The organism is Azospirillum mesophilum (assembly GCF_053470405.2).
The window spans coordinates 122,623-147,467 of the sequence record NZ_JBPXMQ020000005.1 but is presented as its reverse complement, the minus strand read 5'-3'; the positions used below and the strand labels follow the sequence as shown (position 1 = coordinate 147,467).

The following is a 24,845-nucleotide window of genomic DNA, read 5'->3' as shown; positions in this document are numbered from 1 at the left end:
ATGCGAATCAATCCGTTGCGGCGTCGGCGGTGACGGTCGCGGCCGGGCGCCGGTCCACGAAGGGCCAGCGGATGTAGGCGTAGACCCACAGCGCGATGATGTCGGCGCCGTTGATCAACAGCACCAGCGCCCACAACGGGCTGCGCCCGCCCTTGGCCAGCAGCCAGCCGCCGAAGACCAGCTTCAGCATCAGCAGGATCGCCATGACGAGGTTCGACACCCACGGGTCCATCGCCATGATGGAGGCCCAGGGCTGCCAGTAGACGGCGTTCAGGATCGCGACGATCGAATCCATCAGACGGTCCTCCGCGCCTTGCGCACCGGGGCCGGCGCGTCCACCAGCATGCGCGCGGGCCAGCGGCGCACGGTCAGGATGCCCAACACGGCGACCAGCCCGACCACCGGCAGGAAGATCAGCAACGCCCACCACGGCGCGAATCCGGCGCGCCGGAAAATGCGCATCAGCGGCCAGACGGCCGCGGCGTTGAACAGGAACAGCACAAGGCCGGGATCGACGGCGAATTCAGGCACGGGGGTCTCCAGACGGGCACGCAAAACACCCCCTCTCCCATCGGGGATGGGAGAGGGGGATAAATCACGATGCCAGGGCCGCGTCCTTTTCCGCCAGCACCTTTTCGATCGCCGCGCGATCCGCGGCGGACAGGCGCACCGACGCGCTCTTCAACTGCCCACACGCCGCCATGATGTCCTCGCCGCGGGTGGTGCGGACGGGGCTGGCGTAGCCGGCGGCGTTCACCAGATCGCCGAAGACCTGGATCGCCTTGTCGGTGGAGCGCTCGTAGGGCGCGCCCGGCCAGGGGTTGAAAGGGATCAGGTTGATCTTGGATGGAATGCCTTCCAGCATCTTCACCAGCGCCCGCGCGTCGGCGGGGCTGTCGTTGATGCCCTTCAGCATCACATATTCGAAGGTGATGCGCCGCGCGTTGTTCAGGCCCGGGTAGTTCCGGCAGGCGTCCATCAGCTCCTTCAGCGGATACTTCCGGTTGATGGGCATGATGAGATCGCGCAGCTCGTCCGTGACGGCGTGCAGGCTGACGGCGAGGTTGACGTTCAGTTCCTCCCCGCAGCGCTTCATCATCGGCACGACGCCAGAGGTGGACAGCGTGATCCGCCGCTTGGAAATGGAGATGCCGTCGCCGTCCATGACGATCTTCAGCGCCTTGGCGACGTTCTCGTAGTTAAACAGCGGCTCGCCCATCCCCATCATGACGATGTTGGAGATCATGCGCCCGTCCGGCGGGGCCGGCCATTCGCCCAGCGCGTCGCGCGCCAGCATCACCTGCGCCACGATCTCCGACGCGTCCAGATTGCGCACCAGCCGCTGCGTGCCTGTGTGGCAGAAGCGGCAGGTCAGGGTGCAGCCGACCTGGGAGGAGACGCAGAGCGTGCCGCGGTCCTCTTCGGGGATGTGGACGCTTTCCACCTCCTGCCCGTCGGGCATGCGCAGCAGCCACTTGCGCGTGCCGTCCACCGACTTCAGGTCGCGCACGACCGTCGGGCGGGCGACGGCGTAGCTCTCGGCCAGCTTCTCGCGCACCGGCTTGGCGAGTGTGGTCATCACCGCGAAGTCGGTCGCTCCGCGATGGTAGATCCAATGCCAGAGCTGGCGGGCCCGGAACTTTTCCAGGCCGATGGATAGCATTTCGGCTTCCAGCTCGTCGCGGGACAGGCCGACAAGGTTTTTGCGCCCGTCGGCAACATGGGCCGGCAGGGCTAGGGCTTCAGCGGGGATGGAGGCGCTCATGGCCCCCTAGATAGGGCCATGAGCCGCAAGAGTCAAAAGACCGAGTCGGCGATTCGGTGAAAACTTTACCGCTTCACGCCGCAGGCCTGGTTGATGGCGTCGAATGCCTGGACCGCGCCGTCGGTGCTGTAGGTGTCGGTGGTCTTGGTGCCGCGCGCGGAGATGCCCTTCACCACCAGGGGCTTGCCCTTGGCGTCGCGCAGGGCGGCGGTGATGCCCTTGTCGTCGGCGTCGCGCGCCCAGGCGGTCTCGCCCTCGTTGTACAGCTTGAAGGTCTTGCCGGCGACCTCCACCACCGTGTCGGCGTCCTTCTTGTAGGAATAGCCGGCGATGAAGCTGACCACGTCCAGCGCCTTTTCCGCCGGGCGGTGGGTCACCAGCATGAAGGCCTCGCCCCGCTTGGCGGCGGCGGGCTCCTTCTTCTTGGGCTGGCTGGAGATGTAGCAGACCTTGTGCCCGCCTTCCTCGAAGGCGAAGGCGTTCCAGTCCTTGTAGGTGCCGAGCAGGCGCGGGTCGGCGGCCATCGCGCCGGTTGCGGCAGCGGCGGCCAGGACCACGGGGCCGGCCAGGAGCAGGGCGGCGCCGGCGGCGCGACGAAGGGTGCGGGACGGCAACATCGCTGGGCGAATGCTCACGTAATTTCGCGATACGGGGTTTCGAAGGGACGGGTTTCGCAGGAATGGGTGACGGAAAGGTCTTGGAACGGCCGGGACACTACCCCAATTCGGACAGCGTTTCCAGGGCCGCACGGGGCGGACGGCGAAGGTCATAGCCTGCCCCTTTCGAACGGGGAGTGATCCGGCGGGCGCGCCGCTGCGTAGAAGGCGCATCGGAAGCAGAACCGCCATGATGCCGCTCACCCTTCGACGCCCGGACACACGCTTTGCAGGGGAAAGACGCACGCGCCATCTTGTGCCGTGCGCGCCGTTCGCCTTCAATGCGGGCATGCAGGACATTGGTCCCCCAGCCACCGGGTCGGCCCGGACGCTCGAAGAACTGCTGCTCGCGGTCGGGCGGGGGCGTGACCGCGCGGCCTTCGCGGAGCTGTTCGGCCATTTCGCCCCGCGGCTGAAGGCCTATCTGCGCCGCCAGGGCTGCGATGCCGGCGGGGCGGAGGAGCTGGTGCAGGAGGTGATGCTTCTGGTCTGGCGCCGTGCGGAGACCTACGACCCGGCGCAGGCGTCGGCCAGCACCTGGGTCTTCACCATCGCCCGCAACAAGCGGATCGACGTGCTGCGGCGGGAGCAGCGGCCGGAGATCGACCCGGACGACCCCGCCCTGGTCCCCGACCCGCTGGAGAGCGCCGACCACCGCGTGGAAGCGAAGGAGACCACCGGCCGCCTGCGCGCGGCCCTGAAGGACCTGCCGCCGGAACAGGCCGAGCTGCTGCGGCTCGCCTATTTCGAGGACAAGCCCCACAGCGTGATCTCGTCGGAGCGGGGAATCCCCCTCGGCACCGTGAAGTCGCGCCTGCGGCTGGCCATGGAACGCCTGCGCAAGGCCTTGAGGGACACCGCATGACCCTGCCGACGCATCATCCCCCAACGCACCATCCGGGCGATACGCTGCTGATCGATTACGCCGGCGGGGCGCTGGACGAGGCGGTGTCGCTCGCCGTCGCGACGCATCTGGCGCTGTGCCCCTGCTGCCGGCTGAACGTCGCCGAGATGGAGGCCATCGGCGGCGCGCTGCTGGAGGAAATCGAACCGGAAGCGGTCTCTCCCGCCTGCCTGAAGGCCGTGCTGGCCCGCCTGGACGAGCATCCCCCGCTGCCCCGCGCGCCCCGGCCGACGCCTGGGCCGACGCAACCGCTCATGCGGGCCGCCGAGTCGCCGCTTCTGCCCGAGCCGTTGCGCCGCTACGTCGGCGACGATCTGTCGCGGCTGCCCTGGACATCGCTGATGCGCGGCATGGACTGCTGCGATCTTCCCTTGTTCGGGCCGACCACCGGCCGGGGCCGGGCGCGGCTGATGCGCATGAAGGGCGGCGTCGGCCCGCCGCAGCACACCCATCGGGGCATCGAGCTGACGCTGGTGCTGGACGGCGGCTTCACCGACGACCTGGGCCAGTTCCTGCGCGGCGACCTCGCCGTCGGCGACGAGTCGGTCCGGCACCGCCCGGTGGCCGACGAGGAAGGCTGCCTGTGCCTTGCGGTCACCGTCGGCACCCTGCGCTTCACCGGCCCCTTTGGGCGGTTCCTGAACCCGTTTGTAAAGTTCTGAGGGCGTGAAGGTCTGAGGAAAATCGGAAGCGGCGGAGAGCGGCGAGGCGCCCTCCGCCGTTTTTTCCCGTTCACGCCCGGTCGGCGGCCTCGCCAATGACGGGAACGCCGTCGAGTTCGCGGGGCAGATCGCTTGGGACGCTTGGGCTGAACTTGACCTTGAGGGCGTATTCGTCGCCCTGCTGCGCGATGTCGACGCGGTTCATGCCCGGCAACTGGCTGAGCGTCGACAGGTAGCGGTCACGGGCGGCTTCGGCGGCTTCCTTCGTCACGGACATGACAACCTCCCCAGGTGTTTTGACAAAGGTTGGGTTCGCCCCGATGTCCGTCAACGGCTCATTCGCCGACGCGGGGCCATCCCTTACGGAACAGGCAACCACTGCCGCTGCACGGGGCAAGGGACTTTACACGACCCTCCGCTTCATGAATTATTGGAGAGAGAACCGCGCATAAATGAAGTCGACTCCGCAGGATGTCGTTGTATATATCAAGCACACAACGACAGACGGCGCCCACGACAACTGCCCTCATCGGTCACCTTGATGTGCCGACAAAACAGGCAATATTGCAATGACTTCAGAAGAGCCGGATTTTATTGAAAAAGGAGCCTTGCGCGCGACGCGCGCATATCATATGACCAACATACGGCTTTCGCGCCGAGCGCTATCGCAACGCAAGCAGGAGAGGTCATCATGAAGATCAGCGCCCGCAACCAGCTCAAGGGCACCGTCACGCTCGTCGAGCCCGGCCCGATCTCGGCCAAGGTCAAGATCGACCTGGGCGGCGGCAACGTCATCACCTCGACGGTCACCGCCGAAACCGTCGAGGATCTGGGCTTGAAGCCGGGCGACAGCGTCGTCGCCATCATCAAGGCGTCCGACGTCCTGATCGGCAAGTGATGCCGCGGGCGGGCGACCGTCCGGTCACCGCCGAAAAGAGGGGGCGCCTCCGCAGGGAGGCGCCCCCCTTTGTCGTTCAGGCTTTGGTCGTTCCGGCCTTGCGGCCTCACTCGTCGTCGCTGATGATCACCGGTTTCTGGATGCCGCGCATGCGGCGGCGCCGTTCGGGGTTGCGCATGATCTGCCGGCCGTGCTGGTGCTCGCGCAGCGGTTCGGTCGGGCCGCCGACGCGCACCGGGCGCTCGGCGAAGCGGCCCAGACTGATCATGCGGTCGTACATGACCAGCGCGCCGGCCACGCCGACGTTGATGCAGAATTTCATCGGGATCTTCACGACGAAGTCGCAGCGCTCCAGCAGCGGTTCGGACAGGCTGCCGCGCTCCGGCCCCAGCACATAGGCGGCGCGGGTCGGGTGGCGGAAGCTGGGCAGCTCCACCGCGTCCTCGGTCAGCTCCACGCCCACCAGTTGGCAGTCCTTGGGCAGGGCCAGATCGGCCACCCGGTCGTAGACGTAGAGCGGCAGATGCTCAGCCGCGCCCGAGGTGTCGACGAAGCGCGCCTCGCGCAGGTCGGGCTCCGGGTCGATGGCGAAGAAGAAGGAGGCGCCGAAGGCGTGGGCGGAGCGCATCAGGTTGCCGACGTTGCCGGGCTTGCTGATCCGTTCCACCCCGATGGCGAAATATCCACGCATGGTCGCAAATCATCGCTGTTCCGACCCGGTGCCCGCGCGGTCATATCCGCATTGGCCTGACGGGTCTGATGGTGCGGCACCTTGCCTCGGGCCGTGCGCGGAGGCAAGTTTTACGCCCATGAGCCAAGATCATTCCTCCTGCTGCGGCGGCCACGGTCACCACCACGGCCACGCCCACGATTCTTCTCCCGCCCAGGGTCCCGCCGAAGGTCACGCCGACCTGTCCGGCCCGCCCGAGGCGCCGATCCTCGTCGAGGTGACGCGCGGCGGCATGGTGGAGTCCGTCCACCATGGCCGCGCCTGCATCGTCGATTCCGACGGCCGGGTGCTCGCCCAATGGGGCGACATCGAGGCGCCGGTCTATCCGCGCTCCGCCGTCAAGTCCCTGCAGGCGATCCCGCTGGTGGAGACCGGCGCGCTGGACGCCTTCGGACTCAGCGACCAGGAGCTGGCGCTCGCCTGCTCCTCCCACAACGGGGAGATCCGGCACACCCGGCTCGCCGAGGCCTGGATCAAGCGCATCGGCCTGACCGTCGACGACTACGAGTGCGGGTCGCACCTGCCCTATGACACCGAGACCGCGCACGAGATGATCCGCCACGGGGAGGCGCCGACCGCCTTCCACAACAACTGCTCCGGCAAGCACGCGGGCTTCCTGACCACCGCCCTGCACAAGGGGGAGCCGACCAAGGGCTACGTCCGCTTCGACCATCCGGTGCAGCAGCGCATCCTGGGCGTGATGGAGCAGATGACCGGCCAGGATCTGTCGCGCGCCCCCTGGGGCGTGGACGGCTGCGCCATCCCGACCATCGGCATCCCGCTGGGCGCCATCGCCTACGCCATGGCCCGCATCGGCGACCCCAAGGACCTGCCTGACGCGCGGGCCGACGCGGTCACCCGCATCCGCCGCGCCTGGAGGGCGCACCCCTACCTGATCGCCGGCAAGGACAGCTTCGACACGGCGATGATGCAGGCGGCCGGCGGGCTGGTGCTGGTCAAGGGCGGGGCCGAGGGCGTCGGCTGCGCCGTGCTGCCCAAGCAAGGACTGGGCATCGCGCTGAAGATCGACGACGGCGCCCCCCGCGCCCGCGAGGTCGCCATGGCCGCGCTGATCCGCGCCACCAACGTGCTGAGCGAGCAGCTCTGGTCGCGGGCGTCGCAGCTCCTCACCCAGCCGATCACCAACCGCAACGGCCTTGAGGTCGGCGTGGTGCGCCCGGCGGAGAGCTTGCCCGGGGAGATTGCACAGCCTTAACATCGCAAGCGCGATCAAGAGGCCCTCCGCTAGGGTGACGGGCACGGAGGAACCATGACCAAGCCCGACACCCTGCTGGACTACGGACGCCGGATCGAGCGCGTGGTGGACCACATCGCCACGCACCTCGACCTGCCGCTCGACCTGGAGCGGCTGGCGGGCATCGCCTGCTTCTCGCCCTACCACTTCCACCGGATCTACCGCGCCATGACCGGGGAGACGGCGGCCGACACGCTGCGCCGCCTTCGCCTGCACCGCGCAGCGGGCCATCTGGTGCAGGGCACGGACGAGATCGCGCGCATCGCCCGCCGGGCCGGCTACGGCAGTGTGGAGGCCTTCACCCGCGCCTTCGGCCAGACCTACGGGGTGAGCCCCGCGGCCTACCGGCGCCATGGCCGTCTGGTCCCTCCGCCCAACCATCCCACGGACACGGAGGCACCCATGTACGACGTCACCATCCAAGACCTGCCACCCCTGCGCGTGGTCGCCATGGACCATTGCGGCCCCTACATCGCCATCGGCACGACCTTCGAGAAGCTGTACGCCTGGGCCGCCGCCCGCGGCCTGCTGGGGCCGGAGACGCGCGCCTTCGCCGTCTATTACGACGACCCGGAGTCGGTCCCGGCCGACAAGCTGCGCTCCAAGGCCGCCCTGGACCTCGGGCGCGAGGCGCCGGAGGACGCGGCGGTGCACCCCCTGGACATCGCCGGCGGCCGGCACGCGGTGCTGGTGCACAAGGGTCCTTACGCGGAGCTGGAGCGGGCCTACCGCTGGCTCTACCGCGACTGGCTGCCGACGAGCGGCCAAACCCCGGCCCACCGCCCCGCCGTCGAGCAATACCTGAACAACTCCCGAAACCTGCCCCCTGAGGAGTGGCTGACGGAGATCCGGCTGCCGCTGGAATAGCTGGACTGTCATGGAGCGGGCGCGGTGCTATTGTCCGGCACCCGCCCCACCAGACCGGCTGCCTATTCCATGAGCATCGACACACTGCGCGCCCAGTACGAGGCCTACCCGTACCCCGCGCGCAACCCGGCCGACGAGAAGAAACGCCTGATCACCGGGTCGCCCAGCCACCTGGACGAGGTGAACCACTTCGTCTTCGGCGGGCGGCTGGACCACGGCAAGCCGCTGACTGTGCTGGTGGCCGGCGGCGGCACCGGGGACGGCACCATCATGATCGCCCAGCAGATGGCCGACGCCGGCAATCCGGGGCGCGTCACCTACCTGGACCTGTCGGACGCCGCCCGCGCCGTCGCGGAGGCACGGGCCAAGGCGCGCGGGCTGACCAACATCGACTTCCGGCGCGGCTCCCTTCTGGAGTTGGAGGGGCTGGGGCCGTTCGACTACATCGACTGTTGCGGCGTGCTGCACCACCTGGACGATCCGCCCGCCGGCCTGCGGTCCCTGACGGGCGCCCTGAAGCCGGGCGGGGGCATCGGGCTGATGGTCTACGCGCCGCTGGGCCGCACCGGCGTCTACCCCATGCAGGCGGCCCTGCGCACCATCACCCGGGACTTGCCCCCCAATGAGAAGGTGGCGCTCGCCAAGCGGCTGATCGGGCACCTGCCGCGCTCCAACTGGCTGCTGAACAACCCCTTCATCGGCGACCACAAACAGGCGGACGCTGACCTCTACGACCTGCTGCTGCATTCCTGCGACCGGCCCTACACGGTGACGGAGCTGGCGGAGCTGGCCGGCACGGCCGACCTCGCGATCGCCGCGCTGATCGAGCCGTCCCGCTACGAGCCGTCGGTCTGGGTCAAGGATCCGCGCGTGCTGAAGCGGCTGGACGGCCTGCCCTGGCTGGAGCGCGCCGCCTGGGCGGAGCAGGTCACCGGCGCCATGACCAAGCACATCGCCTACCTCGTCCGCCCGCAGGATGTGGACGCCGCCGTCGCCCGTCCCGACAGGCCGGACGTGGTGCCGGTCCTGCGCGACCTGGACGGCGCCGCCATCGCCAAGGGCCTGCCCCCCGGCGGCAGCCTGGAGGCGGACCTGATGGGCGCCGTCGTCCCCCTTCCCCTGCCCCGCCTCGCCGGCCCGATCCTGGCGCGGGTCGACGGCCGGACCACCCTGGGCGCGATCCACGAAGCCGTCGCCGAAAAAGCGGGCACCCTGCCCTGGGACGCCTTCCTGACCCAGTTCCAGCAGCTCTTCGCCGCCCTGAACGGCGTCAACAAGATGTATCTGCGCCGCCCCTGATTCCCCTCCTCCAACAAAAAAATCCGCCGCCGGGGAGGCCCCGGCGGCGGAAGTCATGGAGGAAACAACCAGGCAGAACGAACGCTTGGTGACAGACCTTAGTGGATGGTCTCGCCGTGCAGGGCGAGGTCCAGGCCGTCGCGCTCCACGTCCTCGTCCACGCGCAGGCCGATCACCACGTCGATGACCTTCAGCAGGACGAAGGTGGCGACGGCGCACCAGACGGCGGTGTAGGCGATGCCCTGAACCTGGATCCACACCTGGGCGGCGTTGCCTTCCAGCAGGCCCAGCGTGGCATTCGGGGTGTCCTTCAGGACGGAGGCGAAGGCGCCTTCGCTGTTCGACACCGACATCTTGGCGAACACGCCGGTCAGCAGGGCGCCGACCAGACCGCCGACGCCGTGCACGCCGAAGGCGTCCAGGCTGTCGTCATAGCCCAGGGCGTGCTTCAGGCTGGTGGCGGACCAGAAGCAGATCACGCCGGCGACCAGACCGATGATGATGGCGCCCGTCGCGTCGACGAAACCGGCGGCCGGGGTCACGGCGACGAGGCCGGCGACCGCACCCGAGATGATGCCGAGAACCGACGGCTTGCCCTTGGCGGCCCACTCCGCGAACATCCAGCCCAGCGCCGCACCGGCGGTGGCGATGTGCGTGGCGGCCATGGCCATGCCGGCGCGCGGACCGGCGGTCAGCGCCGAACCGGCGTTGAAGCCGAACCAACCCACCCACAGCAGCGAGGCGCCGATCAGCGACAGCACCAGGTTGTGCGGCATGAAGTTTTCCTTCGGGTAGCCCTTGCGCTTGCCCACCACGATGGCGGCGATCAGGCCGGCGATGCCCGCGTTGATGTGCACGACCGTGCCACCCGCGAAGTCCAGGACGCCCAGGCTGAACAGGAAGCCGGCCGGGTGCCAGACCCAGTGGGCGATCGGCGCGTAGACGACCAGCGACCACAGGGCCGTGAAGATCAGCAGCGACGAGAACTTCATGCGGTCCGCGAAGGCGCCGGTGATCAGCGCCGGCGTGATGATCGCGAAGGTCATCTGGAACATCATGAAGACCGGCTCGGGGATCGTCGTCGGCACGGCGGCCGACAGCCCGTCACCCAGAGTGAAGGCCTTCGTGAAGTCCAGGCCGTTCAGGAACAGGCGGTCCAGGCCGCCGATGTAGGCGCCCTCGCCGGTGAAGGCCAGGCTGTAGCCGATGACGTACCAGAGCACGCTGATGAGGCAGGTGATCGCGAAGCTCTGCATCACGGTGGCGAGCACGTTCATCTTGCGGACCATGCCGCCGTAGAACAGGGCCAGGCCGGGGATGGTCATCATCAGGACCAGCGCGGTGGACACCAGCATCCACGCCGTGTCGCCGTTGTTCAGGGTCGGCGCGGCCGGAGCGGCGGCAGCCGCCGCAGCCGCCGCGTCCTGGGCGAAGGCGGCGGCAGGCAGACCGGCCGAGCCCAGAATGGCCGCCATCGTCGGCGCGGCTAGAAGGAAGAGACGGCTCATCGAGGCTCCTCTTGATTCGAATGCATCGGCCCGGTTCGCCCCGTCCCCGGATCAGACGGGGCGGCGGGAGGGGCCAAGTTCGCCAAACCAGTTTCAAGAAGCGTGCCACTTCAAAAGGGCTAGGAATCGGGGTGGTTGCGGTTCCGGCTATGACCACAAATCATCCCGCAACCCGAGTCGCAAGACCACTCTGCACAGATCTTGGGCAGCTTTTCGACCCATCCGGACCTGAGCACGTTCGTAGGATTCGGTTGTTATCACGGGAGGGAACGCCGCACCGCCGCCTGTCGCCGGCCGGCATTCCAGGCGTGTGGCTATTTTTTAGGCAATGATGTGCGCCGCTTTCCTGCACACAGCTTGGGCGGTGGGCCTATTTCCACGCTGTCCCCCTCGGCCTATTGGCCCGCAAGGGGGAATGTGGCACGGTCACGCTCGCGCTGTTCGGGTGGGGGCGCACCGAACCACCCCGCCGGACGGCCGTAAGGATGGTCGGCGACAAGAAGAACCGAAAGGGGACCACCATGCTCGACAAACGGGATCTGCGTCTGGCGCCGCGTCGTGCGGTGGCCTTGGTTCTGGCCGGCGGGCGGGGCAGCCGCCTGAAGCAGCTCACCGACCGGCGCGCCAAGCCCGCCACCTATTTCGGCGGCAAGTTCCGGATCATCGATTTCGCGCTGTCGAACTGCATCAACTCGGGCTTCCGCCGCATCGGCGTGCTGACCCAGTACAAGTCGCACAGCCTGCTGCGCCACCTGCAGCGCGGCTGGAACTTCTTTCGCGGCGAGATGAACGAGTTCTGCGACCTGCTGCCCGCCCAGCAGCGCATCAGCGAGACCGCCTGGTACCAGGGCACCGCCGACGCCGTGTACCAGAACCTGGACATCCTGCGCGGGCATGACCCGGAATACATCCTGATCCTGGCCGGCGACCACATCTACAAGATGGACTACGGCGCGCTGCTGCTGGATCACATCGCCAAGAAGGCCGACGTGACGGTGCCCTGCATTGAGGTGCCGCGCCCGCAGGCCACCGGCTTCGGCGTGATGCACATCGACGAAACGCAGCGCGTCATCGACTTCATCGAAAAGCCGGCCGACCCGCCGCCGATGCCGGGCAAGCCCGACAAGGCGCTGGCCAGCATGGGCATCTACGTCTTCAACGCGCAGTTCCTGTACGAACAGCTGGAGCGCGACGCCAACGCGCCGGGCTCCAGTCGCGACTTCGGCAAGGACATCATCCCGCATCTGGTGAAGAGCGGCGCGCGCGTGATGGCGCACGACTTCGCCGAATCGGCCATCCTGAACGGCCACGAGTCCGAGCCCTACTGGCGCGACGTCGGCACCATCGACGCCTATTGGGAGGCCAACCTGGACCTCTGCCACGTCACGCCGCAGTTGAACATGTACGACCGCGAGTGGCCGATCTTCACCTACCAGGAGCAGCTTCCCCCCGCCAAGTTCGTCTTCGACGACGAGGACCGGCGCGGCATGGCGGTGGACAGCCTGGTGTCCGGCGGCTGCATCATCTCCGGCTCGCTGGTGAAGAACTCGCTGCTGTTCAGCGAGGTGCGCGTCAACTCCTACACCGAGCTGCACGAGGCGGTGGTCCTGCCGGACTGCGACATCGGCCGCCACTGCCGCCTGCGCAAGGTGGTCATCGACCGCGGCGTGACGATCCCCGAGGGCCTCGTCGTCGGCGAGGATCCGGAGCTGGACGCCAAGCGCTTCCACCGCAGCGAGGGCGGCGTCTGCCTGATCACCCAGGACATGATCGACCGCCTGCCGAAGTGAATGATGCAGACTTCCGCGTCCGTCATCCCCGCGAAGGCGGGGATCCAGAGCCGCTCGGGAACCTCTCGAAATGCCCTGGATTCCCGCTTTCGCGGGAATGACGGAGACAATGAAAAATAAAAAGAAAGACCGACCTCCCCATGCGCGTCCTGTTCGTCACGCCGGAATGCTACCCGCTCGTCAAGACCGGCGGGCTGGCCGACGTCTCCGCCGCCCTGCCCGCCGCCCTGAACCACGCGGGGGCCGACGTCCGCCTGCTGATGCCCGGCTATCCGGCGGTGCTGAACGGCCTGACCAACCTGCACGAGGTGGGGGAGCTGATCACCGACCTGCCCGGCTGCGACCGCGCGCAACTGATGATCGGCCGCACGCCGGACGGGGTTCTGGCCTACGCGCTGGACGCGCCGTCGCTCTTCAACCGGCCGGGCAACCCCTATCTGGGGCCGGACGGCAACGACTGGCCGGACAACGCCCTTCGCTTCGCAGCACTCTCCTGGTGCGCGGCGGGCTTCGCGTCCCACGCATCCTACGATCCCTGGTGGCGGCCGGATGTGCTGCACGGGCACGACTGGCAGACCGGCCTGATCCCGGCCTATCTGACGCTGCGCCCCGACCGCTTCGACGGGCCTTTCCGCCCGGCGACCGTGATGACCATCCACAACATCGCCTACCAGGGCCAGTTCGGCGCCTGGATGATGGGCGACCTGGGCCTGCCCTCCGCCGCCTACCGCGTTGACGGCGTGGAGTATTACGGCGGCATCGGCTACCTGAAGGCCGGCTGCCTCTACGCCGACCGCCTGACCACGGTCAGCCCCACCTACGCCCACGAGATCCAGACCGACGAGCACGGGTCGGGCCTGCAAGGGCTGCTGGCCGGGCGGGCCGACGCGCTGACCGGCATCCTGAACGGCGTGGACTATCACGTCTGGGACCCGACCACCGATCCGCTCATCGCCGCCCGCTACAGCGCCAATGACCTGGGCGGCAAAGATCTGTGCAAGGCCGACCTGCAATCCGCCTTCGGCCTGGACCGCCGCCCCGACGCCCCGCTGGCCGCCGTGGTCAGCCGCCTGACCTGGCACAAGGGCCTGGATCTGGTGCTGGAGGCTGCGACCCAGTGGGTGGCCTGGGGCGGGCAGCTCGTGGTGCTCGGCACCGGCGAGCATGGGCTGGAGGCCGGCTTCCGCCACCTCGCCACCTGGCACCCGCAGTCGGTCGGCGTGCGCATCGGCTATGACGAGGCGCTGTCCCACCGCATCCAGGCCGGCGCCGACATCCTGCTGGTCCCCTCCCGGTCGGAGCCCTGCGGCCTGACGCAGCTCTACGCCCTGAAATACGGAACCCTGCCGCTGGTCCGCCGCACCGGCGGTCTGGCCGACACCATCGTGGACGCCAACCCGGCGGCGGCCAACGACGGCAGCGCCACCGGCTTCCAGTTCGTCAACCCGACCGCGCAGGAACTGACCTGGGCGCTGCGCCGCGCCATGACCAGCTACCGCAAGCCGGAACGCTGGCACACGATGCAGCAGCGCGCCATGACCCGCGACTTCGGCTGGCACGGCCCGGCCGAGGAGTACATGGAGCTTTACCGGGAGATCGCGCCCGCGCTGGTGGGGTGAGCCTCCCCATCCGGCGGCGGCAGGGAGTCGAGAAAGGCTTGGGTTACGGCCGGCCAATCCGGCCTGCCTAGCTGAACGAACAGGTTGAGCGAGCGTTCGGCCAGGGCGCGGGCCTCTTGCGGCTTGCCGGTTCTGGCGAGCAGCCGGGCAAGATCCAGCCCGACCACGGCGATGCCGTCGGCGCGGCCGATCTCAACGGTGGTGTTGTAAGCGAAGGTCAAAGCCTCCAGCGCGCTTTTCGCGGCCGCGTTGTCGAGGGAGGGGCCGCGAAGCCGCAGCAAGGCAATGGACCAGTGGGCATTGGCTTGGCCGTCCCTATCGCCGAGTTCCTCGTAAATCCCAAGCGCTTCCTGGTGAAGGGCAAGCGCCTCCTCCACCGCACCGCGGTTCGCCTTCAGACGCGCGATGCTCCCCAGCGTCAACGCCCGCATCTGCACGTCGCCGAGTTCTTCGTAAATCCCAAGCGCCTCCTGGTGAAGGGCAAGCGCCTCCTCCACCGCGCCGTGGTTCGCCTTCAGACGCGCGATGTCCCCCAGCGTCACCGCCCGCGACCGCACGTCGCCGAGTTCCTCATAAACCCCAAGCTCCTCCTGGTGGAGAGCAAGCGCCTCCTCCACCGCGCCGCGATCCGCCTTCAGACGCGCGATGTCCCCCAGCGTCACCGCCCGCGACCGCACGTCGCCGAGTTCCTCGTAGACCCCAAGCGCCTCCTGGTGGAGGGCGAGCGCCTCCTCCACCTCGCCGCGGTTCGCCTTCAGCCACGCGATGCTGCCCAGTGTCACCGCCCGCGACCGCACGTCGCCGAGACTCTCGTAAATCCCAAGCGCCTCTTGGAAAAGGGCCAGAGCCCCCTCCGGCTTGCCTTGGTGCGCAAGGATTCGGGCGGCGCGCCCCTCGGCATTGGCGGTCAGCCTGCCGTCTCCGAGTTGTCGCGCTATCGCCAGCGCTTCCTCAGCGGCCAGGAGCGAAGCGCCGTAGTCGCCGACACGTTCGGTGACGTCCGCAAACTCGATCAGCAAGCGTGCCCGCCGCTCCCCGCCGTCCGATCCGATCTCCTCCAGCATTCGGCGCAGCAGGGCGACGCGCCGCAGCGCATCCTCCTTCAGCTGCGCCTGCCACTCCTCGTCCGGCCGGGGAACCAGCCGATTGAGCTTCTCCACCACCGGCAGGTCCGGTGAGTCGGTGCAGAGGTCGAAGGTGGCCGCCCGCCAGTGCCAGAGGTCGGGGGCGAGCCGGCTGATCGCCGGCAGGGCGAGGCTGGTCACCCACAGCACCAGCGGGGCCGGGCAATGTTCCGGGAAGGCGTCGCGCTGGAAATTGGCGTCGGCCAGCAGGGGGCTCGGCTTGTCACCGTCGCGAACGCCGCCGTTGCCGATGTCGAGGTGCCATTCGATGCCGACGACCCCGACCGCCGCCGGGCGCCCGTCGATCGCCGCGAGCCGCCGCCGGATTTCGGCCAGCAGGACCGCGTCGTCCGGCAGGTCGCGCAGGTCGATGGTCAGCCATTCGATGCCGTCCGCCGCCAGTTCTGCGGTCAGCGCCGCAATCGCTTCGGCGCGCGCGCTGTCGTCGTCGATCACCGCGACGCCGAACTGGAACCCGACCCGCTCCTTCAGGAACGCGCGCAGCAGGGCGTATTCGAGCGCCCGGTCGTGCTCCGGGCCGGGCGTGCCCGCGCCATCGTCACTCGGCGGGTTCGTTGAGGTCCTTAAGGGCATTCTGGAACGCCTTCGAATCCCGGATTACCGGATGCACGTCGTACCACAGGTCGCCGTTCTCGTATTCGAGGACCGCCGAATTGTCGAGCAGCGCCCGAAGCGTCTCGACCGTGCCATCCTGGTCGTTTCCAAAGAGCTTGGTGCGATGCATGGCGGCAAGGAACGGGTAGTAGCTGCGCGCGAAGGGGGCCAGCGTCCGTTCATACTCGATGCGCAGGCGCTTCACCGCCTCTTCCACGCTGCGCTCGTCGATGCGCGGCTGTTCCAGGGCGCGGGCGATGCGGGCCGCCTGACCGACGAGGCGCACCAGATCGCGGATGTTGCCGCCCGACGCGTGGCACAGGCGGTCGATCAGCCCCGGATCGGCGAACAGCGCGGGATCGACCCGGCGTTCCGTCAGGCGGCGCAGCAGGTCGAGGCCCGGCCCTAACGGTGTGCCGTCGCGGCGGCACGCCTTGATGATCGGCATCATGTAGGAGTCGGAGAACACGGTTTCGATCTTGAACGGCGCGAGCGTCGTCGCGACCGGCGCCGTGAAGATCGTATGGGCGTGCACCTGACGCAAAAGTCCGCTGGTGTCGCGGAAGAACTGCCGGGCGATGTCGCCACCCAGCTTGTCCAGATTGTCCTGGATGACCAGAAGATGCGCCGGGCGCCCATTGCGGATCAGCGTGTCGCGGGCCTCGTCCAGCAGCGCGTTGACCTTCGCGATCAGTTCGGTCGCGTAGCTTTGCAGCCGGGTGCGGATTTCCCGGCGCCGGGTCAGGCTGCCCCGCGCCTCCGACTTCACCCGGCCCAGCAGCTTTGCACCCAGGCCGAACACCGAAAACCCGCCGCCCGCTTCCCCCTCTGCCGACGCGGCGGCGGCCGCGGTCGTCTCCCTGACATCGGTTTCGGTCCGTTCGGCGAACCAGCGGCCGACCTCGCCCACGATGCCCTCGTCGATCGGCATGCCGTCGTCTCGGAAGCGGTCGGCGATCTTCTCGCACAGCCACAGCAGGAACAGCGAGTAGTCGAAATCCTCGATCAGGTTCTGTTCGTCCAGCGACAGGTGGATGCAGTAGAATTCGTCGCCGAGGTCCCGCTCGATCAGCTTCAGTTCCGTGGTTTTGCCGCTGCCGCGGTGGCCGGAGAACACGATCTTGACGTAATCCGTCTCCTGCATCCGATCCGCAGGCAGGTCCACGACCTCCCGAAGGCGCAGGCGGAGCACCTTGAGCATGGACACATCCTCCGCCTCGCACAGGCTGACGTAGCGGCGGTCGCCGGCATCCAGCGGCGTCAGGGCCGTCGTCTGCGGCACATCCTCCAGCCGGCGGGCCGGTTGCGTGTCGAGCAGGGCGGGCGGATTGCGGGTCATCAGGGCGGCACTCTGCGTGAAAATCAACTGATTGCCGCATGATGCTCCAGCGGATAAGCAAGCTCAAGCGCGCGTAAGCCGACGAATCCCCATCCGCAGGCGCGGTTTGCGCGTTTCCCGTGTTCCATTCCGCCGCCGTCCGCCCTATGTTCCGCGGGCAAACCAGGGCTCCGGGCACCGATGACTGACCTTTCGCACATCCGCAATTTCTCCATCATCGCGCACATCGACCACGGCAAGTCGACGCTTGCCGACCGGCTGATCCAGCAGTGCGGCGGCCTCGACGCGCGCGAGATGCGCGAGCAGGTGCTCGACAGCATGGACATCGAGCGCGAGCGCGGCATCACCATCAAGGCGCAGACCGTCCGCCTGCTCTACAAGGCCAAGGACGGGCAGCAGTACACGCTGAACCTGATGGACACGCCGGGCCACGTCGACTTCGCCTACGAGGTCAGCCGCAGCCTCGCCGCCTGCGAGGGCTCGATCCTGGTGGTGGACGCCTCTCAGGGTGTGGAGGCGCAGACGCTCGCCAACGTCTATCAGGCGATCGACAACAACCACGAGATCATCCCGGTTCTGAACAAGATCGACCTGCCGGCGGCGGAGCCCGACCGCGTCAAGCAGCAGATCGAGGACGTGATCGGCCTGGACGCCAGCGACGCCGTGGAGATCTCGGCCAAGACCGGCCTGAACATCGACGCGGTGCTGGAGGCGGTGGTGCAGCGCCTGCCCGCCCCCAAGGGCGACGCGGACGCCGAGCTGAAGGCCCTGCTGGTTGATTCCTGGTACGATCCGTACCTGGGCGTGGTCATCCTGGTGCGCGTGGTGGACGGCAAGCTGAAGGTCGGCCAGAAGGTCCGCTTCATGTCCACCGGCAGCGCCCACGACGTGGACCGCGTCGGCGTCTTCACGCCGAAGGCCCTGCTGACCGGCGAGCTGGGGCCGGGCGAGATGGGCTTCATCACGGCGGCCATCAAGGACATCACGCTGACCAAGGTCGGCGACACCATCACCGAGGACCGGAAGCCCGCGGCGGAGCCGCTGGCCGGCTTCAAGCCCTCCGTCCCCGTGGTGTGGTGCGGCCTGTTCCCGGTGGACGCCGCCGACTTCGAACGGCTGCGCGACAGCTTGGGCAAGCTGAAGCTGAACGACGCCAGCTTCCATTACGAGGCGGAAACGTCGGCGGCGCTGGGCTTCGGCTTCCGCTGCGGCTTCCTCGGCCTGCTGCACCTGGAAATCATCCAGGAGCGGCTGGAGCGCGAGTTCAACCTGGACCTGATCACCACCGCCCCCTCGGTGGTCTACAAGCTCTACATGACGAACGGCACGGTGATGGATTTGCACAATCCGGCCGACATGCCCGACGTGATGAAGATCGACCGCATCGAGGAGCCGTGGATCAAGGCCACGATCATGCTTCCCGACGAGCATCTGGGCGGCATCCTCCAGCTCTGCACGGAGCGGCGCGGCCAGCAGATCGAGCTGACCTACGCCGGCAGCCGCGCCATGCTGGTCTACCGCCTGCCGCTGAACGAGGTGGTGTTCGACTTCTACGACCGGCTGAAGTCGATCAGCCGCGGCTACGCCAGCTTCGACTACCAGATGGACAGCTACGAGGAAGGCGACCTCGTGAAGATGTCGATCCTGGTGAACGCCGAGCCGGTGGACGCGCTGTCGATGATCGTCCACCGCTCCCAGTCGGAGCGGCGCGGCCGCCAGCTCTGCGAGCGGCTGAAGGAGCTGATCCCGCGCCAGCTCTTCAAGATCGCCGTGCAGGCGGCCATCGGCGGCAAGATCATCGCCCGCGAAAGCATCGGCGCGCTGCGCAAGGACGTGACCGCCAAGTGCTACGGCGGCGACATCAGCCGCAAGCGCAAGCTGCTGGACAAGCAGAAGGAAGGCAAGAAGCGCATGCGGCAGTTCGGCCAGGTCGAAATCCCGCAGAGCGCCTTCATCGCCGCGCTCAAGATGGGCGACGAGTAAGGAAACAAAAAAGGGGGCCAACCGGCCCCCTTTCTTTTTGGAAACGACGGTTCGGCCGATCAATGGCTGGCCATCTTTTCCTTCTGCTCCAGGCTGATGTATTTGCGGGTGATCGGCTCGATCAACCGGGTCATCGTCTGCGCCATGGCTTCCTCCTCCCGCAGAGATTGCTGGAAGCCGGTCGTGTTTTTGAAGCCCGCCGCGTCGGCCATGACGATCAGCGACTTGTAGGCCGCGATCTCGTAATTCTCGAAGGCGTGGTTCGCGAACATGTTCTTGAGGATCTCGTCCGCGGCGGGCGAGTGCGCCACGGCGGCGACGTTCCCCATCAGGCCGAAGATGGCCTCCTTGATGGTCGAGGGGCTGACGCCCACCTGGTTCATCGCCTCTTCGATGCGCTGGCGCTGCTGCTCGGTTTCCGCGATGTGCTGGCGCAGGGCCTGCTCCAGCTCCGGATAGCTCTGCAACCGCTCGACCTGGCGGTTCATGATCTGCAGCGCTTCCATCTCCAGCGCATGGGTGTTGTGAAGGCCCGCAATGAAAATATCGTTCACAGCATTTGTCGGCGAAGCCATAACGCAAAGCTCCTCGTTTGATTCGGTACGCGCCCAACCGAGGAGACTTTAAGAAGTTCCTTTCCCGATCTTATTATCATAGAAACGGCAAAACCTGGCTCCATAGTATAATTTTACTTAAGAAATCCGGACCACGCCGCTTCATGATTCTTACGGCCGGACGATGGAAGCGGATCACCAGCCTTCGAAAAAATTCTTAAAAAGGATTTCCGGCGCGTCCGTCCCCTCAAAACGCTCCGGCCTGAGCCCCGAAAAAGTCGGATGACTCGACAGGCCGAATCCCCTATCACACGGTCAGGCTTTCAAGCGGACTGTCCCCTCTTGTCGCGATTCATCACCCTCATTCTGCCCGCCGCCGCCCTTGCCGGCTTCGTCGCAGGCTGCACCCCGACCTACTCCCCCAACACCTACGCCGCCAGCGCCGCACAGCAGGCGAACAAGGTGGAGCGCGCGGTCGTCATTGGATTCCGTCAGGTGCACATCAGCACCAACGGCACCGTCGGCGCGGTTACCGGTGGCGCGGCGGGCGGCGTGCTCGGGTCACAGTCCGGGGCATTCGGCCTCAATTCCGCGCTGGGCGCGGTCGGCGGCACGGCGCTCGGCGGCCTGATCGGCACCTCCATCGAGCATGTGACCGGCGACACCGACGGCTGGGAATACATCGTCCGCAAGCCCGACGGCGAGCTTCTGTCCGTGACCCAGAAAGAGGAAAGGCCGCTGGCCGTCGGTCAGAAGGTTCTGGTCATCAGCGGGAATCAGGCGCGCATCGTCGCCGACTATTCGCTCGCCACCGACCCGGAGCCGCCCAAGGAGCCCGCCAAGGAAAAGGCGAAGGCCGAGGAGAAGCCAAAGCCGGAAACGGCGAAGGCGGACGAAAAGAAGCCCGACGACAACAAGCTCAACGACAACAAGCCCGACGAGACGGTCGAGGCGAAGGACGTTCCGGCCCCGGAACCGGCACCCGCGCCGGCTCCCCCCCCCACGCCGGAGGCCGCGCCCGCCCAACCGCCCGACGCTCCGTCCAACGCTCCGCTGCCCGAACCGCCGGCCCCGCCGCCCGCTTCCCCGACGGCGGACGCCGCCCAGTCCCCGGCCCCATCCCCCGCCAAGCCCCTGTCCCTCCTTCCGGCGGAGGGAGAGCGGACCGCGCCGCAAGCGGCGGGTCCCGCCACCTGACGCTTTACGATACCACCACCAACAGCGCCAGGGCGGCCAGCGCGGGCAGGGCCGGCATGTAGGGCAGCCGGAACCGCCAGGCGCGGGGTTCGGCGACGGCGCGGGCGCGCGGCTGCGGGGCGTCCATTCGCCCGGCCTCCAGCACCACCGTGGTCATCGCGCCCAACACGCCGCCAAATCCACCCATACCATGCCTGCCCATCATCCGTTCCTCCTGCTCGATGGGGGGCACCCTGCACCCATGCGCAAAATCTTGGAAACGAATAGGCTTTATGGGGATCATCACAAACCGTGATGAGCAAATCGCTCGTGACGGAAGGCGCACGTTGAAGCGAAGCGGCCGCTCTGCTTCAATGCGGCCACCATGCCCGTCAACCTCGACACCGATCTGTTGCGCGCCTTCGTCGCCGTCGCCGACGCGCGCAGCTTCACCCGCGCGGGCGAGGCTCTGTGCCGCACCCAGGCCGCCGTCAGCCAGCAGGTGCGCCGGCTGGAGGAGGCCGTCGGCAAGCGCGTCTTCGAACGCGACACCAAGAGCGTCAGCCTGACCCGCGACGGGGAACTGCTGCTGACCTACGCGCGGCGCATGCTGACCCTGAACGACGAAGTGATGGCGCTGATGCGGCGGCCGGCCCTGGCGCCCAGCGTGCGCATCGGCACGCCGGACGACTACGCCACCATGCTGCTGCCCGACGTGCTGGCCCGCTTCGCCGCCTCCTACCCGGAGGTGCCGGTGGAGGTGGTGTGCGACAACAGCCCCGATCTGGTCGCCGAGATCGACAAGGGCCGCTACGACCTCGCCCTCGTCACCCGCCACCCCGACACCAAGAGCGGCGAGTTGGTCCGGCGGGAACCGGTGGCCTGGGTGGCGCCCCCGCAGGGCGCGATCGAGCGGGAGGATCCGCTGCCGCTCGCCCTCTTCCCCAAGGGCTGCGTGGTGCGCGACATCGCCGTGGCGGCGCTGGAGGGGATGGGGCGCGGCTGGCGGGCCGCCTTCACCAGCAAGAGCGTGGTCGCCGTCCACGGCGCGGTGCTGGGCGGGCTCGGCGTCACCGCCATGGAGGCCTGCACGGTGCCGCCGACGCTGCGCCGGCTGACCGAGGCGGACGGCTTCCCCACGCTGCCCGACATCGACATCGCGCTGCACCGCGCGCCGGGCGCGGCGGCCAAGCCGGTCCGCCTGCTGGCCGAGGCCATCCACGACCTGCTGGGTCCCGAAACGCCCCGGTGATGCGCCCCGGTGATGCGACCGGACGCCATCACGTCGTAACAGTATGCCCGTGACATCGCCGCCTCCGCCCATCCGCCGGGTTGCCCCGGTGCGGGGCGGCGATGCACAATGGGCAGGCATTCGAAAGAGTTACCCGTCATGGCGCAGCGTTCCCGCATCGGCACCCGACTCCGCGCATCCGCGCTGCGGATGGCCTTGGCCGCGGCGACGCTGTGGTTCGCGCCGGAAACCCTGGCGCAGAGCCCCGTCGCGATCGGCGCCCCCCTGACCGGGGAGGTGGTGCTGAACCGCGACATCGAGGTGCGCATCGGCCCCAACGAGGACGCCCGCATCATCATGACGCTGAAGCGCGGCAAGGCGCTGAACGCGCTGGGCACGCCGCGCGGCACCGCCTGGACGGAGGTCGCCATCGGCGGTCAGCCCATCGGCTACGTCCCGGCGGATTCGCTGGACCCCGCGCTGATGGTGGCGCGCCCGATCACTGGTGGCGGAGGTAGCGGCGCCAAGCCGCCCGCCAAGGCCGGGGAGGCCGCCGCCCCGCACCGCAACGCCGCCGTCGTGCCGCGCGCCGCGTGGGAGATGGCCGCCCAGGTGCCGGCCCAGGGCTACGTCGTCGCCACCCAGAACATCGCGGCGACCGAGATCCTGGACAACAAGAAGCGGCGCGCCTTCACCCTGCGCAAGGGTGACGTGGTGGGCGTCATCGACGTCGCCAACGGCCGCGCCACGCTGTCCATGCCCGGCCGGTCCAAGGCGGTGGCGACGGTCGACGGGCTGGTCGGCGTGGTCGCCCCCTACCCGCTGCCGGGCATGCCGCCCATCGAACCGGGGCCGCTCTACGCCGCCCGGCTCGGCGAGTATGTCAGCCACGCCGAGGGCCTGCGCGCCTGGAAGGAGTTCACGGCCGGTGCCGGCAGCGCCTACCGCGACCTGCCGCCCATGGTCTGGCCGGTGTTCCACGGCACCCGCACCACCTACGTGATGGGGCTCGGCCCCTTCAGCCGCAATCAGGTGGACAACGTCTGCGGCGTTCTGGCCCAGCGCGGCCGTGACTGCTGGGTGATCGAGCTGGACAGCTTCTAAAATTTATTAATATTTCTGTTTTATAATACGACGAAGCTTGGCGGTGGGTCGATGCGGCCTTCCCGTGGTAAGCTTGGTTGTCTCCACGCGGGTTCGCATCGGGCTTCCGCCATGACCAACGACGAAGACGACTTCCTCTTCCTCGACGACCAGGACGGCGGCGCGACGCCCGCACCCTGCCCGGCGAACCGCTGGAAGATGATGATCGTGGACGACGAGCCGGAGGTGCACTCCATCACCAAGCTCGTCCTGGCCGACTTTTCCTACAAGGGCCGCCCGGCGCACTTCATCTCCGCCTTCTCGGCCACGGAGGCGAAGGCCATCCTGGCGCGCGAGGACGACATCGCCATCATCCTGCTGGACGTGGTGATGGAGACGGACGACGCCGGCCTGCAACTGGTCCACCACATCCGCGAGGAGTTGAAGAACCGCCACGTCCGCATCATCCTGCGCACGGGCCAGCCCGGCCAGGCGCCGGAGCGGGCGGTGATCCTCGATTACGACATCAACGATTACAAGGCGAAGACCCAGCTCACCGCCCAGCAACTCTTCACCACCACGGTCGCCGCACTCCGGTCCTACGAGGACATCATGGCGATCGAGATGAACCGCCGCGGGCTGGAGAAGATCATCGAGGCGTCCTCCTCCCTGTTCCAGGCGCGCTCCATGAAGCTGTTCGCCGCGGGGGTGTTGACGCAACTGTCCGGCATTCTCGGCGTCGGGCCGGACGCCATCCTGTGCGTGCAGCGCGGCCCGGTGATCGGCGGCAGTGCGGGCGATGGCGGCGGTGAAAACAGTGGCGGCAAGGGGCTCTACGTGCTGGCCGGCTCCGGCCGGTACGAGACGCTGATCGACGAGCCGGCCGGCGACCATGTGGACCCCGCGGTGCTCGCCGCCGTCCACCATTGCCTGGAGATGCGCCGCAACCATTACGGCACCGACCACTGCACGCTGTACATCCGCACCCCCAACGACCGTGAGAATGTGGTCTATCTCTGCTCCGACCGCCCCCTGTCGGAGCTGGACCGCAACCTGATCGAGGTGTTCTGCCGCAAGATCTCGGTCGGCTTCGACAACCTGCATCTCTACGAACAGCTGCGCCGCACCCAGGAAAGCACGCTGATCGCCATGGCGGGACTGGCCGAGCTGGGGACGGAACCGGAGGCCTACCCGCGCATCGCCGCCCTGACCGAGCGCATCGCCCGCCGCCTGCACGACGACGGCCGGTTCCGCGGCATCATCGACGAGCCGTTCCTGGACATGGTGGGGCTGGCGGCCATCCTGCACGACGTCGGCAACGCCACGCTCGACCCCGCCATCCTCGGGAAGGCCGGTCCGCTGTCCCCGGAGGAGCGAGCCACCATGCAGACGCACACCATCGCCGGATGGAGCCTGCTGGAACGCGCGAGCCGCCAATCGGACAGCCGCAGCTATCTGCATCTGGGGGCGGAAATCGCCCGGTCGCATCACGAGAATTGGGATGGCACCGGCTATCCCGACCGCCGGAAGGGCGACGCCATTCCACTCAGCGCACGGATCGTTGCGGTGGCGGACTGTTTCGACGCCATGACGCGCGACCGCCCCTACCGCCGGGCGCTCGACCACGATGTGGCGGTCGCGGAGGTCCGGCGCCTGTCCGGCACCCGCTTCGACCCGGCCGTGGTCGAAGCGTTCCTGCAAGAAGCTGGGGGCTTCAAGCGCACCCGATGATCGGGACGCGGGCCGAGGTTGAGTTTTCACCACCGCCGCACGCCGACCCACAGCGG

At 68.0% G+C, this 24,845-nt stretch carries 24 protein-coding genes; 13 read left to right on the top strand and 11 right to left on the bottom strand.

Going from position 1 to position 24,845, the window contains the following annotated elements:
* Window positions 1–7: 7 nt before the first annotated feature.
* The 4 genes from ACSVC7_RS07815 to ACSVC7_RS07800 form a co-directional block, all read right to left on the bottom strand.
* Window positions 8–295, bottom strand: a complete 288-nt coding sequence (locus tag ACSVC7_RS07815; RefSeq protein WP_448203617.1) for a hypothetical protein — start codon at window positions 293–295, stop codon at window positions 8–10.
* Window positions 295–531: a hypothetical protein gene (locus ACSVC7_RS07810; RefSeq protein WP_448203618.1), complete on the bottom strand. Its 237-nt coding sequence runs from the start codon at window positions 529–531 to the stop codon at window positions 295–297. Before ACSVC7_RS07810 ends, ACSVC7_RS07815 begins: the two co-directional genes overlap by 1 nt.
* A gap of 64 nt (window positions 532–595) precedes the next feature.
* Window positions 596–1,765, bottom strand: a complete 1,170-nt coding sequence (rlmN, locus tag ACSVC7_RS07805; protein WP_448203619.1) for a dual-specificity RNA methyltransferase RlmN — start codon at window positions 1,763–1,765, stop codon at window positions 596–598.
* A gap of 65 nt (window positions 1,766–1,830) precedes the next feature.
* Window positions 1,831–2,400, bottom strand: coding sequence for an invasion associated locus B family protein (locus tag ACSVC7_RS07800; RefSeq protein WP_448203620.1), 570 nt, complete (start codon window positions 2,398–2,400; stop codon window positions 1,831–1,833).
* Window positions 2,401–2,710: 310 nt separating this feature from the next.
* On the opposite strand from ACSVC7_RS07800, the gene ACSVC7_RS07795 reads away from it, so the two are divergent.
* Both ACSVC7_RS07795 and ACSVC7_RS07790 read left to right on the top strand, forming a co-directional pair.
* Entirely contained in the window at window positions 2,711–3,286 is a 576-nt protein-coding gene (locus tag ACSVC7_RS07795) for a sigma-70 family RNA polymerase sigma factor (RefSeq protein ID WP_448203621.1), read from the top strand.
* On the top strand, window positions 3,283–3,987 hold the full coding sequence (locus ACSVC7_RS07790; RefSeq protein ID WP_448203622.1) for a ChrR family anti-sigma-E factor: 705 nt from the start codon (window positions 3,283–3,285) through the stop codon (window positions 3,985–3,987). The genes ACSVC7_RS07795 and ACSVC7_RS07790 overlap by 4 nt, the downstream gene beginning before the upstream one ends.
* A 70-nt stretch (window positions 3,988–4,057) precedes the next feature.
* Here ACSVC7_RS07790 and ACSVC7_RS07785 read toward each other — a convergent pair whose 3' ends face one another.
* Window positions 4,058–4,264 carry a hypothetical protein gene (locus tag ACSVC7_RS07785; RefSeq protein ID WP_448203623.1) on the bottom strand — a complete coding sequence of 69 codons (207 nt, stop codon included), beginning with the start codon at window positions 4,262–4,264 and terminating at the stop codon, window positions 4,058–4,060.
* Between the two features lie 414 nt (window positions 4,265–4,678).
* Between ACSVC7_RS07785 and ACSVC7_RS07780 the strand changes: the two genes are divergently transcribed.
* A complete protein-coding gene (locus ACSVC7_RS07780; RefSeq protein ID WP_448203624.1) occupies window positions 4,679–4,885 on the top strand; it encodes a TOBE domain-containing protein in 207 nt (68 codons plus the stop codon).
* 106 nt (window positions 4,886–4,991) lie between these two features.
* Here the strand turns inward: ACSVC7_RS07780 and ACSVC7_RS07775 are convergent, their stop codons facing one another.
* A complete protein-coding gene (locus tag ACSVC7_RS07775; protein WP_448203625.1) occupies window positions 4,992–5,576 on the bottom strand; it encodes an RNA methyltransferase in 585 nt (194 codons plus the stop codon).
* A 118-nt stretch (window positions 5,577–5,694) separates the two neighbouring features.
* Here ACSVC7_RS07775 and ACSVC7_RS07770 point away from each other — a divergent pair, with 118 nt between their 5' ends.
* The 3 genes from ACSVC7_RS07770 to ACSVC7_RS07760 all read left to right on the top strand — a co-directional run bounded on the left by ACSVC7_RS07770 (window position 5,695) and on the right by ACSVC7_RS07760 (window position 9,036).
* Window positions 5,695–6,831 (top strand): asparaginase, encoded by a 1,137-nt coding sequence (locus tag ACSVC7_RS07770; protein WP_448203626.1) that lies wholly within the window; start codon window positions 5,695–5,697, stop codon window positions 6,829–6,831.
* 54 nt (window positions 6,832–6,885) lie between these two features.
* Complete coding sequence (locus ACSVC7_RS07765) at window positions 6,886–7,737, top strand: AraC family transcriptional regulator (RefSeq protein ID WP_448203627.1); 852 nt, start codon at window positions 6,886–6,888, stop codon at window positions 7,735–7,737.
* A 69-nt stretch (window positions 7,738–7,806) separates the two neighbouring features.
* Window positions 7,807–9,036 carry a class I SAM-dependent methyltransferase gene (locus tag ACSVC7_RS07760; protein ID WP_448203628.1) on the top strand — a complete coding sequence of 410 codons (1,230 nt, stop codon included), beginning with the start codon at window positions 7,807–7,809 and terminating at the stop codon, window positions 9,034–9,036.
* 98 nt (window positions 9,037–9,134) lie between these two features.
* On the opposite strand, the gene ACSVC7_RS07755 is transcribed toward ACSVC7_RS07760, so the two are convergent.
* Window positions 9,135–10,544, bottom strand: a complete 1,410-nt coding sequence (locus ACSVC7_RS07755) for an ammonium transporter (protein WP_448203629.1) — start codon at window positions 10,542–10,544, stop codon at window positions 9,135–9,137.
* A 521-nt stretch (window positions 10,545–11,065) separates the two neighbouring features.
* Here ACSVC7_RS07755 and glgC point away from each other — a divergent pair.
* Window positions 11,066–12,334, top strand: coding sequence for a glucose-1-phosphate adenylyltransferase (gene glgC, locus ACSVC7_RS07750; RefSeq protein WP_448203630.1), 1,269 nt, complete (start codon window positions 11,066–11,068; stop codon window positions 12,332–12,334).
* 140 nt (window positions 12,335–12,474) lie between these two features.
* Entirely contained in the window at window positions 12,475–13,953 is a 1,479-nt protein-coding gene (glgA, locus tag ACSVC7_RS07745) for a glycogen synthase GlgA (protein WP_448203631.1), read from the top strand.
* On the opposite strand, the gene ACSVC7_RS07740 is transcribed toward glgA, so the two are convergent.
* On the bottom strand, window positions 13,920–15,671 hold the full coding sequence (locus ACSVC7_RS07740) for a tetratricopeptide repeat protein (RefSeq protein ID WP_483508154.1): 1,752 nt from the start codon (window positions 15,669–15,671) through the stop codon (window positions 13,920–13,922). The two genes, glgA and ACSVC7_RS07740, sit on opposite strands and share 34 nt — an antisense overlap.
* On the bottom strand, window positions 15,637–17,031 hold the full coding sequence (locus tag ACSVC7_RS07735) for a hypothetical protein (protein WP_448203633.1): 1,395 nt from the start codon (window positions 17,029–17,031) through the stop codon (window positions 15,637–15,639). Before ACSVC7_RS07735 ends, ACSVC7_RS07740 begins: the two co-directional genes overlap by 35 nt.
* Window positions 17,032–17,211: 180 nt before the next feature.
* Here ACSVC7_RS07735 and lepA point away from each other — a divergent pair, with 180 nt between their 5' ends.
* Entirely contained in the window at window positions 17,212–19,014 is a 1,803-nt protein-coding gene (lepA, locus tag ACSVC7_RS07730) for a translation elongation factor 4 (RefSeq protein ID WP_448203634.1), read from the top strand.
* A 59-nt stretch (window positions 19,015–19,073) separates the two neighbouring features.
* Here the strand turns inward: lepA and ACSVC7_RS07725 are convergent, their stop codons facing one another.
* Complete coding sequence (locus ACSVC7_RS07725; protein WP_448203635.1) at window positions 19,074–19,568, bottom strand: ferritin-like domain-containing protein; 495 nt, start codon at window positions 19,566–19,568, stop codon at window positions 19,074–19,076.
* Between the two features lie 342 nt (window positions 19,569–19,910).
* Between ACSVC7_RS07725 and ACSVC7_RS07720 the strand changes: the two genes are divergently transcribed.
* Entirely contained in the window at window positions 19,911–20,765 is an 855-nt protein-coding gene (locus tag ACSVC7_RS07720; protein ID WP_448203636.1) for an outer membrane lipoprotein, read from the top strand.
* A 4-nt stretch (window positions 20,766–20,769) separates the two neighbouring features.
* Here the strand turns inward: ACSVC7_RS07720 and ACSVC7_RS07715 are convergent, their stop codons facing one another.
* Window positions 20,770–20,970: a hypothetical protein gene (locus ACSVC7_RS07715; RefSeq protein ID WP_448203637.1), complete on the bottom strand. Its 201-nt coding sequence runs from the start codon at window positions 20,968–20,970 to the stop codon at window positions 20,770–20,772.
* Window positions 20,971–21,129: 159 nt separating this feature from the next.
* Between ACSVC7_RS07715 and ACSVC7_RS07710 the strand changes: the two genes are divergently transcribed.
* From ACSVC7_RS07710 to ACSVC7_RS07700, 3 genes are all read left to right on the top strand, one after another.
* Window positions 21,130–21,996, top strand: a complete 867-nt coding sequence (locus ACSVC7_RS07710) for a LysR substrate-binding domain-containing protein (RefSeq protein ID WP_448203638.1) — start codon at window positions 21,130–21,132, stop codon at window positions 21,994–21,996.
* 138 nt (window positions 21,997–22,134) lie between these two features.
* On the top strand, window positions 22,135–23,079 hold the full coding sequence (locus ACSVC7_RS07705) for an SH3 domain-containing protein (protein WP_448203639.1): 945 nt from the start codon (window positions 22,135–22,137) through the stop codon (window positions 23,077–23,079).
* 111 nt (window positions 23,080–23,190) lie between these two features.
* Window positions 23,191–24,789: a DUF3369 domain-containing protein gene (locus ACSVC7_RS07700; RefSeq protein ID WP_448203640.1), complete on the top strand. Its 1,599-nt coding sequence runs from the start codon at window positions 23,191–23,193 to the stop codon at window positions 24,787–24,789.
* The last annotated feature ends 56 nt before the right edge of the window (window positions 24,790–24,845 follow it).

What these genes read in the sequence shown, in the direction of transcription:
- ACSVC7_RS07815 (WP_448203617.1), bottom strand. Translation starts at nt 295, where the DNA reads ATGGATTCGATCGTCGCGATCCTGAACGCCGTCTACTGGCAGCCCTGG.
- rlmN (WP_448203619.1), bottom strand. Translation starts at nt 1,765, where the DNA reads ATGAGCGCCTCCATCCCCGCTGAAGCCCTAGCCCTGCCGGCCCATGTT.
- ACSVC7_RS07795 (WP_448203621.1), top strand. Translation starts at nt 2,711, where the DNA reads ATGCAGGACATTGGTCCCCCAGCCACCGGGTCGGCCCGGACGCTCGAA.
- ACSVC7_RS07790 (WP_448203622.1), top strand. Translation starts at nt 3,283, where the DNA reads ATGACCCTGCCGACGCATCATCCCCCAACGCACCATCCGGGCGATACG.
- ACSVC7_RS07785 (WP_448203623.1), bottom strand. Translation starts at nt 4,264, where the DNA reads ATGTCCGTGACGAAGGAAGCCGCCGAAGCCGCCCGTGACCGCTACCTG.
- ACSVC7_RS07780 (WP_448203624.1), top strand. Translation starts at nt 4,679, where the DNA reads ATGAAGATCAGCGCCCGCAACCAGCTCAAGGGCACCGTCACGCTCGTC.
- ACSVC7_RS07775 (WP_448203625.1), bottom strand. Translation starts at nt 5,576, where the DNA reads ATGCGTGGATATTTCGCCATCGGGGTGGAACGGATCAGCAAGCCCGGC.
- ACSVC7_RS07770 (WP_448203626.1), top strand. Translation starts at nt 5,695, where the DNA reads ATGAGCCAAGATCATTCCTCCTGCTGCGGCGGCCACGGTCACCACCAC.
- ACSVC7_RS07765 (WP_448203627.1), top strand. Translation starts at nt 6,886, where the DNA reads ATGACCAAGCCCGACACCCTGCTGGACTACGGACGCCGGATCGAGCGC.
- ACSVC7_RS07760 (WP_448203628.1), top strand. Translation starts at nt 7,807, where the DNA reads ATGAGCATCGACACACTGCGCGCCCAGTACGAGGCCTACCCGTACCCC.
- ACSVC7_RS07755 (WP_448203629.1), bottom strand. Translation starts at nt 10,544, where the DNA reads ATGAGCCGTCTCTTCCTTCTAGCCGCGCCGACGATGGCGGCCATTCTG.
- glgC (WP_448203630.1), top strand. Translation starts at nt 11,066, where the DNA reads ATGCTCGACAAACGGGATCTGCGTCTGGCGCCGCGTCGTGCGGTGGCC.
- glgA (WP_448203631.1), top strand. Translation starts at nt 12,475, where the DNA reads ATGCGCGTCCTGTTCGTCACGCCGGAATGCTACCCGCTCGTCAAGACC.
- ACSVC7_RS07740 (WP_483508154.1), bottom strand. Translation starts at nt 15,671, where the DNA reads ATGCCCTTAAGGACCTCAACGAACCCGCCGAGTGACGATGGCGCGGGC.
- ACSVC7_RS07735 (WP_448203633.1), bottom strand. Translation starts at nt 17,031, where the DNA reads ATGACCCGCAATCCGCCCGCCCTGCTCGACACGCAACCGGCCCGCCGG.
- lepA (WP_448203634.1), top strand. Translation starts at nt 17,212, where the DNA reads ATGACTGACCTTTCGCACATCCGCAATTTCTCCATCATCGCGCACATC.
- ACSVC7_RS07715 (WP_448203637.1), bottom strand. Translation starts at nt 20,970, where the DNA reads ATGATGGGCAGGCATGGTATGGGTGGATTTGGCGGCGTGTTGGGCGCG.
- ACSVC7_RS07710 (WP_448203638.1), top strand. Translation starts at nt 21,130, where the DNA reads ATGCCCGTCAACCTCGACACCGATCTGTTGCGCGCCTTCGTCGCCGTC.
- ACSVC7_RS07705 (WP_448203639.1), top strand. Translation starts at nt 22,135, where the DNA reads ATGGCGCAGCGTTCCCGCATCGGCACCCGACTCCGCGCATCCGCGCTG.
- ACSVC7_RS07700 (WP_448203640.1), top strand. Translation starts at nt 23,191, where the DNA reads ATGACCAACGACGAAGACGACTTCCTCTTCCTCGACGACCAGGACGGC.